The 13,457-nt window shown below is 40.7% G+C and carries 9 protein-coding genes; 7 read left to right on the plus strand and 2 right to left on the minus strand.

What is annotated here, in order from left to right; genetic code table 11:
* The first annotated feature begins 306 nt into the window (after positions 1–306).
* From glyQ to yqeK, 7 genes are all read left to right on the plus strand, one after another.
* Positions 307–1,227 (plus strand): glycine--tRNA ligase subunit alpha, encoded by a 921-nt coding sequence (glyQ, locus tag AC1Z3S_RS11555; protein WP_461740484.1) that lies wholly within the window; start codon positions 307–309, stop codon positions 1,225–1,227.
* 1 nt (position 1,228) lies between these two features.
* Complete coding sequence (gene glyS, locus AC1Z3S_RS11560) at positions 1,229–3,301, plus strand: glycine--tRNA ligase subunit beta (RefSeq protein ID WP_461740485.1); 2,073 nt, start codon at positions 1,229–1,231, stop codon at positions 3,299–3,301.
* 306 nt (positions 3,302–3,607) lie between these two features.
* A complete protein-coding gene (locus AC1Z3S_RS11565) occupies positions 3,608–3,877 on the plus strand; it encodes a hypothetical protein (RefSeq protein ID WP_461740486.1) in 270 nt (89 codons plus the stop codon).
* Positions 3,878–4,166: 289 nt separating this feature from the next.
* The gene (locus AC1Z3S_RS11570) at positions 4,167–7,304 is read left to right on the plus strand and encodes an ABC transporter ATP-binding protein/permease (RefSeq protein ID WP_461740487.1); all 3,138 of its coding nucleotides are present in this window, start codon (positions 4,167–4,169) and stop codon (positions 7,302–7,304) included.
* 214 nt (positions 7,305–7,518) lie between these two features.
* Complete coding sequence (locus AC1Z3S_RS11575) at positions 7,519–9,201, plus strand: Hsp70 family protein (protein ID WP_461740488.1); 1,683 nt, start codon at positions 7,519–7,521, stop codon at positions 9,199–9,201.
* A complete protein-coding gene (locus AC1Z3S_RS11580; protein WP_461740489.1) occupies positions 9,198–10,169 on the plus strand; it encodes a hypothetical protein in 972 nt (323 codons plus the stop codon). The genes AC1Z3S_RS11575 and AC1Z3S_RS11580 overlap by 4 nt, the downstream gene beginning before the upstream one ends.
* Positions 10,170–10,421: 252 nt before the next feature.
* Complete coding sequence (gene yqeK, locus AC1Z3S_RS11585) at positions 10,422–11,021, plus strand: bis(5'-nucleosyl)-tetraphosphatase (symmetrical) YqeK (protein WP_461740490.1); 600 nt, start codon at positions 10,422–10,424, stop codon at positions 11,019–11,021.
* A 52-nt stretch (positions 11,022–11,073) separates the two neighbouring features.
* On the opposite strand, the gene AC1Z3S_RS11590 is transcribed toward yqeK, so the two are convergent.
* Positions 11,074–12,015, minus strand: a complete 942-nt coding sequence (locus tag AC1Z3S_RS11590; protein WP_461740491.1) for an AEC family transporter — start codon at positions 12,013–12,015, stop codon at positions 11,074–11,076.
* Positions 12,016–12,251: 236 nt separating this feature from the next.
* The gene (gene yidC, locus AC1Z3S_RS11595; RefSeq protein WP_461740492.1) at positions 12,252–13,184 is read right to left on the minus strand and encodes a membrane protein insertase YidC; all 933 of its coding nucleotides are present in this window, start codon (positions 13,182–13,184) and stop codon (positions 12,252–12,254) included.
* Positions 13,185–13,457: the final 273 nt, after the last annotated feature.

Below are 13,457 nucleotides of genomic sequence, written 5' to 3' on the forward strand. Positions count from 1 at the left end.
GTTTGAAAAAATTTTTCTTTTTGCAGAAAGAAGTTTGACTTTTCTTTTGTTTCAGACTATCATATAGCTAATCGAATCATACGTTTGAGCAAGCACAGTAAAAAATAGCGCAGTTAAAGCGAGTCTGAGGCAGTGGAAGTCAGATACCAGCAATTTTTGAAGGGGCACTTGCAAGTATACATAAATGAAGCTGCCGGAGATTTCCGGAAGTAGGGTGGAACCGCGAACTTATTCGTCCCTATGTCGTCTTAGTGATGGCATAGGGCTTTTTTGTTTTATTTTTTAAAATCGAAGGGAGTTTGACAGATGTCAAAAAAATTAACGATTCAAGAAATGATTTTAACCTTGCAAAAATTTTGGTCAGACAACGGCTGCTTATTAATGCAGGCCTATGATACAGAAAAAGGGGCCGGAACGATGAGCCCTTACACTTTTTTAAGAGCGATTGGACCTGAGCCGTGGAATGCAGCTTACGTGGAGCCTTCCCGCCGCCCTGCTGATGGCCGTTACGGTGAAAATCCAAACCGTTTGTATCAGCATCATCAGTTTCAAGTGGTGATGAAACCTTCACCGGAAAATATTCAAGAGTTATATTTGGAAAGCTTGCAGCTTTTAGGCATTAATCCGTTGGAACATGATATTCGTTTTGTTGAGGATAACTGGGAAAATCCTTCGATGGGCTGTGCAGGTCTAGGCTGGGAAGTTTGGTTAGATGGGATGGAAATTACGCAATTTACTTATTTCCAACAAGTTGGCGGTTTGCCTTGTAAACCAGTGACCTCAGAAATAACTTATGGCTTGGAACGTTTGGCTTCTTACATCCAAGAAGTCGAAAGTGTTTATGATTTAGAATGGTCGGCGGGCGTTAAATACGGCGAAATTTTCAAACAGCCGGAGTATGAGCATTCAAAATATTCCTTTGAAATCAGTGACCAGGAGTTGCTTTTAGGCAACTTTGAGCGTTTTGAAAAAGAAGCGAAGCGCTGTATCGCTGATAACTTAGTTCATCCGGCATATGATTACATTTTGAAATGCAGCCACACATTTAATTTATTAGATGCAAGAGGAGCCGTTTCGGTTACTGAACGAGCTGGTTATCTGGCCCGCATTCGCAATATGGCCAAAGCGGTTGCCAAAATTTTCGTAGCGGAGCGGGAAAAATTAGGCTATCCATTATTAGACCGCAAAAAAGCTGAGGCTTTATTAGCAGCAAAGGGGGACAAATAAAATGACAGATTTTTTATTAGAGGTTGGCTTAGAAGAAATGCCAGCCCATGTGGTGACACCAAGTATCCAACAACTGCAAGCAAAAGTCACAGCATTTCTTGATGACAATCGCTTAAATTACGATTCTGTTTTAGCCTATGGCACGCCTCGCCGTTTAACGGTCAAAGTCCTCGGTCTGCCGGAAAAACAAGAGGACATCGAAGAAGAAGTCAAAGGTCCAGCCAAAAAGATTGCGCAAGATGCTGAGGGCAACTGGTCAAAAGCTGCCGAAGGATTTGTCCGCGGTCAAGGACTGACAACTGATGCTATCACTTTTAAAGAAATTAAAGGCGTTGAGTACGTTCACGTCACAAAACAGCTGGCCGGCAAGACAACCAAAGAAGTCCTGAGCAACTTGGCATCGGTTATTTTGAGTTTGACTTTCCCGGTGACAATGCATTGGGCAGATTATGATTTAGCTTATATTCGCCCTATTCACTGGTTGATTGCGTTGTTAGGAGAAGAAGTGGTGCCCTTCAAGATTTTAGATATTGAAACAGGTAAAACAACTCGCGGACACCGTTTCTTAGGGGAAAATGTGACGATTAAGCACGTCGACGAATATGAAGAAAAACTTGCGGAACAATTTGTTATTGTTGATTCAACGAAACGTAAAAATTTAATACGCCAACAAATTCAAGCCTTAGCTGAAAAAAATAATTTTGTGGTTGAGCTGGATGAAGAGTTATTAGAAGAAGTCAATAATTTGGTGGAGTATCCCACCGCTTTTGTCGGCAACTTCGCCGAAAAATATTTGGCCGTTCCAGAAGAAGTTCTAGTGACCTCGATGAAAGAACATCAACGTTATTTTGATGTACGGAATCAAGATAATCAGCTATTACCGCATTTTATTTCCGTGCGTAATGGTGACAGCGTAAAAATCGACAATGTGATTCACGGCAATGAAAAAGTTTTAGTTGCCCGTTTAGAGGACGCTGAATTTTTCTACAATGAAGATAAAAAATTAACGATTGCCAGCTGTGTTGAAAAACTAAAACAAGTCACCTTCCATGAAAAAATCGGTAGCATTTACGAAAAAATGCAGCGAGTGGCATTAATTGCTCAACTTTTAGGCAAACAAGTTGGCTTATCAGCAGAAGAATTAGCTGATTTAAAGCGAGCTTCTGAGATTTATAAATTTGATTTAGTCACCAACATGGTGGGTGAATTTCCTGAATTGCAAGGAATCATGGGAGAAAAATATGCCTTGTTGCAGGGAGAAAAACCTGCTGTTGCGACAGCTATTCGGGAACATTATCTGCCAATCAGTAGTGAAGGCGAGCTGCCTAAAACAGCCGTCGGGGCAGTTTTAGCTGTGGCTGACAAATTGGATAGCATCTTCAGTTTCTTTGCAGTCGGCATGATTCCAAGTGGTTCTAATGATCCGTACGCTTTACGCCGACAAGCTTACGGCGTGGTGCGGATTGTCGAAGCGCAAGGCTGGAGTTTTCCATTGGTTGATTTACAAGCAGCCGCTGATCAGGCGATTAATGCGGACAAGCAAAAATTTGGTCTGTCGTTAGTCGAAGGTCAAAAGGAAGCGGTCGACTTTATTAAAGGTCGTGTACGCCAGTTCTTGTTAACAAAAGATGTGCGTCATGATGTGATTGATGCCGTTTTAGGGGCGAACCAAGCTGATTTAACCCGCTTATTCGGCTCTGCGAAAATTTTGAAGGAGCATATGCAGGATGTTGATTTCCGGCCGGCCATTGAAGCTTTAACTCGGGTCTTAAATCTTGCCAATAAAGCAGAAGCTGCCGAGTTGACCGAAGTTAGTCCAGACTTATTTGAAAATGGTGCAGAGGATGATTTATTCCAAGCTGTTCAACAAGCCAAAGAAAAATTCGCAAATCAAACGATGGCGGAAAATTATGAAACATTGCGAAATTTACGGCCACTAATTGAAACTTATTTTGATCAGACGATGGTTATGGCAGAAGATCCAGCTGTCCGCCGCAATCGATTAAATCAGCTAGGACAAATTGCTGAGATGACCTTAGCCTTAGGAAGTCTTGATAAATTAGTCGTAAAATAAATTTTAGAGGCTGTGACATTAGTCTTTTTAACAGATAAAACCCCAAACTTATTATATTTTGTCGTTGTGGCTCAGTGGTTCCGCAAGACAGAAAGTACATTTGCTTCTGTGGTCCAGTAGGTCCGAATCGCAAATTGACAGTCTTTAGTATTTTTTGCTAGAAATTGTTTGTTAAGTTTGCCTCTGTTTTAACGAATGTCACAGCTTCTTTTTTTGTAATCATTTTTCATTTTGAAAGAGCTTTCGCAAGACTTTTTCCAGCATCTAAGTATACTAGAGCTATCAAACGAAAAAGGAAGTGGCGAGATGATTCATTTAAAAGATGTGCAGGCGGCTTTGGCTGGCGGTGGCAAGCAGGCTAACCTAGATAGTGAAAAAGGCAGCTACACACTGCGCTTTGCTGAGGATGCCAATACTGTTGAAGTGCTCAATCCAGAAGGGGAAGTTATTGATACCTTCCACGGTAATTATGCCTTAGAGAATGCCGAGGATGTTCTCAATCACAAAAACCAAAGTGGCGCTGCCGATTTTATTACGACTTTAATCAATGATTATGAAGCGCAACGTTGGCAATAGAGAAACAAATTTTTACAAGTGGCTGTGACATTAGTCTTGTGAACAGATGGAATCCCGAATTATATTTATTTTTTGACTGCGGTCCAGTGGGGCCTCGTCGTAAATTCTCAATATTTGGTAGTGCTTGCCAGATATTTTTCGGAAAAACCAGTTCTGTTTTAACGAATGTTACAGCTTTTTTTATATACAGATAATCTTTAAGGAAAGCGCCCCCAGCCAAATTAGAAACTGATATAATAAAGAGAACCCTGTGAAAGTTTTTAAGGGAGTGGAAAAAGGGGGAAGGCTGATGTTAAAGCTAACAGATGTGCGGAAAGCTTATAAGACAGTTGATTTTACGCAAACTGCCTTAGACGGTGTCTCAGTGACTTTTCGTGATAACGAATTTGCGGCGATTTTGGGACCATCCGGCTCAGGTAAAACAACTTTATTAAATATTATCGGTGGTCTCGATCACTATGATGACGGCGATTTAGAAATTGACGGTATTTCCACTAAACAATACAAGGATTCAGACTGGGATACTTATCGCAATAATCGGATTGGCTTTGTTTTTCAAAGCTATAATTTAATTCCCCATCAAACGGTTTTAGCCAATGTCGAATTGGCTTTGACGTTAAGCGGTGTTTCCCGCAGTCAGCGGGAGGAGCGAGCAAAAAAGGCACTGGCGGATGTCGGTCTGGCAGATCATATTCGCAAACTTCCCAGCCAGCTAAGTGGCGGACAAATGCAGCGGGTAGCGATTGCCCGGGCATTAATTAATGATCCGGAAATTTTATTAGCCGACGAACCAACAGGAGCGTTAGATACGACCACCAGTGAACAGGTGATGGACTTATTAACTAAAATTGCCAAAGACCGTCTGGTGATAATGGTGACCCATAATAATGAATTGGCGGAGGATTATGCTAACCGAATTATTGAACTTAAAGATGGACAGATTCAAACCGACACCAATCCATTTGATCCTGAAAAAGAAGAACAGCGGAGCGGACGAGCGGCCCGAAAAGTCAGCATGTCATTTTTCACAGCAGTGGCTTTGTCTTTGAGTAATCTGCTGACAAAAAAAGGCCGCACCTTCGTGATTTCTTTAGCGGGTTCGATTGGGATTATTGGGATTGCCGCTATTTTGGCATTGGCAAGCGGTATCAATGCGTATATCAAAAATACGGAAGAAGAAACGATGAGCATCTATCCTTTGACCATCCAAGAAACCGGTTTAGATTTTTCCAGTTTTCTAGGGGATGGTGATGAGACTGCAGCAGTAACAGTGGACTCAACGGCTGAGAGCAGTACAGAAGCTTCAAGCGAAGGACTGCGGGAACAAAAAATTGTCGAGACCTTATTCAACTATCGCAGTCAAAATGATTTAGCTTCGTTAAAAACCTATCTGGATGACCATCAGAGTCAGCTTACAGACTATGTAAAAAATGTGCAATATATTTACAATATCACGCCGCAGATTTATTTAGCAGATACGCAAGCTGGTGTCAATCAAGTCAATCCGGATACTTTATTAAATAGTTTTCTCGGCACCAGCAGCAATCTCAGTTCAATGTTTGGTTTTGGCTCCGGCTCTGGCATGAATGTTTTTCATGAAATGCCGGGCGAGATTGATATGTTTAGCGACCAATATGACGTGCGAGCCGGTCGTTGGCCCCAAGCCGCAGATGAAGCTGTTTTAGTTGTCGGTCGTAACGATCAGATCTCCGATTACATTTTATACACGTTAGGTTTGCGAAATCGCGATGAATTGAAACGAATGCTGGAAATTTTTGCCAACGAACCAGACGCTGATATCGATATTGAAGAGGCGGGTCCCTTTGACTATCAGGATTTAATGGCGGCAAAATTAAAAGTGGTCAATCCTGCTGCCCGCTATGTTCACGATGAAACCTACAATATTTGGCTGGACCGTTCGGAAAATGCCGACTACATGAAGGAGCTACTTAACGACAGCATGGATTTAAAAATTGTCGGTGTTGTCAGAGCCCAGCAAGATGCCAGCGCAACTTCTTTGTCGATGGGGATCAATTACATGCCGGAACTGATTACCCAATTGATGGAGGATGCAGCCAAAGAGCCTATTATTCAACAACAGATGGCCAATCCTGAAGTCAATGTTTTTTCCGGCAAGACCTTTGTCGAAGAAAATGAGGAGAGTCAAAATGCGGCTATAGAATTTAGCGACTTTATTACAGTGGATGAAAGTAAAATTCAAGAGGCCTTCAATATTGATAGCTCCAAAATTAATTTAGATTTTTCTAACTTAGGGGCTTTTTCCGTTGATTTAAACAGTATTGCAGCACCTCAAATTGATTTAACTCAGTTGACCCAATCGCTGGAGGGACAGATTTCGATTCCGACAGATCAGTTGACGGGGGTGATAGTGACTGTTTTACAGAATTTTTTAGCAGAAGAAATTGCCAATGGTGTGACTGACTTCGAGCAAATGGCTCAAGACTTGCCGGCCTATTTAGCTCGGGAAGATGTTCAGAGCACGATTACTGAAAACCTGAATCAAATTTTAGATGTAAGCCAATTGAACAACCAAATTAATACGGCTCTGCAAAGTTATATCCAAACGACTTTATCCAGTTATGTGACACAGGTGATGAGTAGTTTACAAACACAGCTAACCACGCAGATTCAAAACCAGACGGCCAATCTACTGGCACAATTGCCTCAGCAAATCCAAAATGCTATTACGATTGACCAAACGGCGATTGCTTCAGCCTTTCAGTTGAACATGTCAGAAGACGATATTTTAGAATTAATGAACACAATTATGAATCCAATTCAAAGTACCTATGAGCAAAATTTGCAGCGACTTGGCTATGCCGATCCAACAGCACCAGCACAAATCAATCTATATTCTTTGGATTTTAATGCCAAAGCTGAAGTCGAAAACTTTTTGCAAACTTATAATCGTCAGGTGGAGGCGGATGACGAGAAAGAAAAAGTTATTCGTTACACTGATTTAGTCGGGACCATGATGTCTTCTGTGACAGATATTGTGGATACAATTAGCTATGCATTAGTGGCTTTTGTTTCGATTTCATTGGTCGTTTCCTCAATTATGATTGGTGTGATTACTTATATTTCTGTATTAGAACGGAAAAAAGAAATCGGCATCCTACGGGCAATTGGTGCTAGCAAACGGGATATTCGGCGGGTCTTTAATGCCGAAACGCTGATTATCGGTTTTATCGCTGGATTAATTGGTGTGACGGTCACTTATCTTTTAAGCATTGTCGCCAATCTGATTGTCTATGAGCGTATGGGGATTGAAAATATTGCCCAGCTGCCGATTGAAGCTGCCCTGATTTTAATCGGCATCAGTATGTTGCTGGCCTTTATCTCCGGTTTATTCCCATCATCAGCGGCTGCCCGCAAAGATCCGGTGGAGGCTTTAAGAAGCGAATAGCTCACCTTTCAAGACAGCCAAAAAATTTTTTTCAGGCCTCAACTTTTTCTGGGTAGCTGCTAGATTTTACCAGCAGCGACTGAAAAAGTTGAGGTCTGATTTTTTGCGCTGAAAAATTATTTTTTGTTTGAAAAAACAATGTTATACTTTTTTTGTAGAACAATAACTGGAAAATCTAAAAAAAGTATTTAAATTTGAATAATGGGGTGGGGAAATGGCAGTTTTTGGCATTGATTTGGGAACGTCTAATAGTTTAATCAGTTTTTGGGATGGAGAAAAAGTACAAATTGTCCCCAATCAGCACGGCGAAGTCTTAACGCCTTCTGTTGTCAGCATTGATGAAAATGGTGAAGTCTTGGTGGGGGCGATTGCAAAAGAGCGTTTGATTACCCATCCCATGCAGACAGCAGCAGCCTTTAAACGATTTATAGGAACGCAAAAAAAATATCTGCTGGGGGAAAAAGAATTTAGCCCCGTCGAGCTGTCGGCTTTAATCCTGCGTTCATTAAAGGCTTCAGCGGAGGCCTATTTGCATGAACCCTGTGAAGAAGCGATTATTTCTGTGCCGGCCTATTTCAATAATATTCAGCGGGAAGCCACGATGGAGGCTGCAAAATTGGCTCATCTCAATGTCAAGCAGCTAATCAGTGAGCCAACAGCGGCAGCAGTAGCCTATGGACAGCAGACGACAGATAAAATGATTTTGGTTTTGGATTTAGGCGGCGGCACCTTTGATGTCTCCTTGCTGGATTTATTTGATGGAATCATGCAGGTCGAGGCGATTTCAGGAGATAATTATTTAGGCGGTGAAGATTTTACTGAGCTGTTAATCAAAGATTTTCTGCAGGGGCATCCTAATTTAGCTTTAACTCCGACAGAGCGGGGCGTTCTTTATCGCCGCATGGAAGCAGGCAAAAAATTGCTCAGCAGTAACAGTGATTTTTCAACTGTTTTTCAATTCGGGGAAGAAGAATATCTTTACCAGCAAACGCCAGCTGGTTTCCAAAAACTCTCTGAGCATTTGTTCAATCGCTTAAACTTGCCGATTATGCGGGTCTTAAAGGACGGCGGCATTAAGTTAAGTGATTTGGATCAGGTTATTTTAGTTGGCGGAGCTACCCGCAGCGATATGGTGCGGCAATATTTTGCCAAAATTTTAAAACAGTTTCCCTTCAGTGAGATTAATCCCGATGAAGTTGTTTCCATCGGAGCTGCGATTCATGGTGGAATTAAAGACCAAACCTTTAAAGAAGAGCTGATTTTAACAGATGTCAGCGCCCATTCCTTAGGCGTCGAGACTTCCCAGCAGACGGCAACCGGCTATATCCATGATATTTTCTTTCCAATCATTGAAAGAAATACCACGATACCCGTTAGCATTCAACATCCTTTTGGTACCTTACGGGAAAACCAAAAGACCATTCGTTTTGGAATTTATCAAGGGGAGAGTCCCAAAGCCAGTGAAAATTTAAAAATCGGCGAGCTAACGATTCCGTTGCCAAAAGGTACGAGGGAGGATTATTTGGTGACTTGCCGTTTTACTTATGACAACAATGGCGTTTTAGAGGTTGTCGCCCAAGATCCAGCAACGGGGCGAGAAGTCACGACAGTAATTGAGCAAAATCCCGGGAAACTTAGTGAGGCTGACATTCAAAAATCATTGAAAAAATTTACTGAACTCAAAATTTTGCCACAGGACAAAGCAGAAAATCGTTTGCTAGTGGCTCGGCTCGAGCGTTGGTATAGTGAAAGTTTAGGTGATGAGCGCCACTTTGTTCAGCAGATGCTGTTGGATTTTGATAGTGCATTGATTGGGCAAAATCCGACCACTATTCGCAATCTTTATCGAAAAATCAGCAAAATTGTCGAAGAGTGGGAAGGAAGAAGTTTTCTATGACCGGTCGTAAAGATTGCTGGCAAATTCTTGAGATTGCCGCTACCACAGACGAGAGAACTATCAAGAAAGCTTATGCGAAAAAATTGAAAGCAATCAATGTCGAGGAAAACCCAGTCGAGTTTCAAGAGCTGAAGGCAGCTTTTGATGCTGCCCGCACGTATAACCCGACTAAAGAACTCGATGAAGAATTTATCGACAAACAGACTGAAATAATTGAGTTTACTGTTGAGAATTTTGAAGTACCTGAGAACGCTCCCAACATTTCTTTGAGTGAGTTTGAAAATTTCCGAGTCGCTTTTCGAAGGTTTAAAGGCAATGAAAATTATTACCATAAGGTTATTCTTTGGCAAGTTTTTATTAAAAAAAATATGCCGCAGGAATTAGCCGCGATTTCAAAAGTTCTCGAGTATTTAAAAAAATTTTTGGCAAGCGAATACTTGGTCCTATCGCTACCTATTAGAAGATTTTTATTGGACCTGTGTCAAGATGTATCCGTGAAGAAGAACAAGCAGGCTGAACTTCAATGGAAGCAGGAGATTCTGTACTTTCCTGATTTTGATTTCTCTTTTTTTGCTGAAATACCTAAAAGTCAGCGATATTTATATGTTAAAAATCGCAACCAGATTTATTTGCTATTTTCAAAAGAAAATCGGCTGGCTGAGATTGTCCAACTACTTGCTGAGTGCCGAGAAATTTATGCTTCTGACTATCTATTAGAGGTCTATCAATGCTATTTATTACTTTTTGAAGACCACAGCTTTTTTAAAAAAAGTACATTTGATAAAGTCTATCATCATTTAAGAAGCTTGCCGGATTTTCCCGGTCGCAGACTAATTGTTGACTACATTCGATACCAGTATCACGGGGCTGCTCAAGATGTCAGCCGGCAGGAACGAGAAAAACAAACGAGGGCTTTTTTTCAGCCAGGCACAGAGGAGCTGCCAAAAACTATTTATGAGCTTATTTAGGCAGTGTTGCTTTTGAGAGTGATGACCGTCAGCGGGCAGTTGCCTATCTTACACCTTTTAAAGATTATGACCCACCAGTCTTAACCAAATATGAATTGTCTTATCTAGAAGGCGGCAAACACCTTACGGGAGTTAGTGAACGAATACTACCAGAACAGTTTAAAAAAGGTCATCCCTTCCTGTTCTTTGGTGTGCTCCTTCTTCTGTTCGTTATTTTTTGGTTTCTATAAAATAAAGAAATGGAGCAAATTTGTGGCGACACTTAATGAGTATCAACCAAAAGAAATTTTTCCAAACCTGATTCAGACGGTTGAAAATTATTTTTTTGAGTATAATAAACAAGAAATCTTTGAGCACTCTCTTGAAGTGGCAGAAGCTGCTAAAGCTATTGCCGCAGACTTTAATTTGAATCCTACAGCCGCCTTTGAAGCAGGGCTGCTCCACGATATAAGTGGTGTGATTCCAAATGAAAAGCGACTTCAGATTGAAAACGCACTTAGTTATACTATTCTCCCAGCAGAAAAGACCTTACCGATGCTGCTCCATCAAAAACAATCCAGTTATTTGGCAAAAGCTTTTTTTAATATAAGTAATCCTGCAATTCTCAATGCGATTGCCTGTCATACCACCTTGAAACCTTCAGCAACTCCATTTGATAAATGTCTTTTTATCGCAGACAAAATCAAGTGGGATCGTCCGCAGCCGCCGCCTTATTTGACTGAGCTTGAAGCGGCTCTTAAAAAGTCCTTAGATGCTGCTTGCATAGTTTATCTAGACTGGCTTTATGCAAATGATTTGAAAATTGAACATCCGTGGCTCAAGGCCGCCAAAGAAGAATTGATAAAAGCCTAAAAGAATAGCTAGCTTTCTGCAAACCTAAAAGTGCAGAGAGCTAGCTGTTTTTTTATAAAATAATTGCCAATAAAATTGGGATATAAAACAAGTAAATCAAGACACTCCAGGTCATGCTACTGGCAGCGAACTCTGTATCGCCGCCATAACTGCGGGCTAAAATTGGTACAGAATTTTGCACTGGCATGGAAGACTGCACAATGAAAACTGAGAGCATCAATGCTGGCACTTGGATAAAATGTCCTAATAAAATGACCAGCAGAGGTGAGATAACAAAACGACCGATTAAAACGCCAAAGGTATCTTTAGTGAGGCGAATATTTTTAATACCGGTGAAGAAAATAATGATTCCGATAAAAAACATCGATAACGGAGTCGTCAAATTACCCAGATAACTAAAAAAAGTCGTCGCCATTTGCGGCACCGGCCACTCTAAGAAAATCCAGAGTAAGCCAATCAGAAAACCCATTAACGGTGGCGTGAAAATCTTTTTTAAAGCGGCCGTCGGGTGAAAAGAAACTGTCGCGGCTTCGATTTGTGGATTGTCTTTAGCAATCATAAACACCCCGATTGTCCAAAAAATCGTCGTATTGACAATGTAATAAAGTAAAACATAAGGCACTGAGGCTTCCCCGAAAATTGCCAAATTGATTGGCAAACCGATAAAAATTGTATTGGAGCAGGTGAACATTGTCGAAAATGTTCCAAAGTGTTTTTTCTCAACCTTCATTACTTTGGCATAAAGCAAGCTAAAGCCATAGGTAAGAAGCATTGAAAAAATTGGAATCACCATCCCCGAAAATAGATGGAGGAACTCTTCTCGGGAAAAACTACTCGTAATATTTAAAAACATATTGCAGGGCAGGCCGATATTTAAAATCAATTTAGAAAAGACATCCGCCGTTTGATTGTTAAACCATTGTTTATAGGACAAAAGATAGCCGATAAACATCAAAGCAAAAATAATCAAGATATTAACATATGCACTAACCAAAATTTTCAACCCTTTTCTACCAAACTGATTTTAGTTTAGCGGAAAATGGGGAGGGAGACAAGGGAAAACCGGTTTTTTAGCTGACTAATGAATACTAATAAAAATAGCATAAAGATGATGAAGAGGTCGATAAACTCAGTGAAAGAATTGTTAAAAGTGATTTTATTTGCTACTAAAAAAGCACCGATGACAGTAAGTCACCGACGCTTTTACAGTTTGTTTATGAATATAGGTTTTTACTTCCGCTGCTGCTTGCCAGCATTTCTGCCACGGCCGTTCTTATCACTACCGCCTGCATTGCGATTTTGAATCGGTTCTGCTGGTGTTGGTGTGACATCTTTTCTAGGTGTGACAACTTGTTTTGGCGGATTTTTCTTTAATTCTTCTTGAATTTGGGCTTTGATTTTTGGACGCATCATAACATTGGTAATAAAAGATTGGATACAACTGAAGACCCCACCGACTACCCAGTATAAAGTAACGCCGGCTGGTGCGCTGATGGACATAAAACCAATCATTAATGGCGAAACAATCATCATTGAACGCATGGTTTTCTTTTGTTCCTCCGGCAAGCCAATCATCGAGATAAAGCTTTGGGCTAGATAAGAAAGTCCAGCAATCGCCGCTAAGACGTAACTAACATCACCTAAATTAATACCGAAGAAAACAGAACCGCTGATGCCTTCTGTATAACGAGCCGCAAAATATAACGCAGAGAAAATCGGCATTTGAATAAGCAATGGTAAACAGCCGATACCGCCAAACATGCTCATGTTGTTGGCTTTATACAATTCCTGCATTTCACGATTGGCTTCCAATTGTTCTTCTTGCGAGGTTGCCGCTTTAACTTTGGCGTTAATCGCATCCATTTGTGGTTTGATTGCTTGCATTTTTTCAGACTGAATCAATGATTTACGGGACTGATTGATTCCTAATGGCATGATGATAATTCGCACGATAATCGTGATAAAAATTACCGCCCAGCCAAAGCCCCAACCAAAATCGTTGGCTAAGTACTGCATCAAGCTGCCCATCGGACGGACTAAGAAGCGATAAATTATACCGCTTGTATCGGGATTTCCGTTTGAGTCTGTGCCAACACAGCCAGACAAAGCAAGTAGTAAAGTGACCATCCCGGAGCCAAGTAAGACATTTTTAATTCGATTCATTAGTTTCTTCCTCTACCTTAAATTTCACACTTTTTAACTATACTAAAAAAGTCGCCTGATTTCAATTCAACATTAAAAAATCAGGCGAAAGTCTTAGGTTTTTCTAAGAGTGGAGGTGATACAGGTTTTATCTGTGAAAAAATGCGGTAGGTTAATTAGGATTTTACTTTGACTTGCTAAAAATCGTGGGTGATTACATATTTATTGTGTTTAAAACAGGTTTGATTGGATAGAATAGTGTCTAAAAAATTTATTGTCTATTTAAACAAGCGA

The sequence above is a fragment of the Enterococcus sp. LJL90 genome (assembly GCF_056924355.1).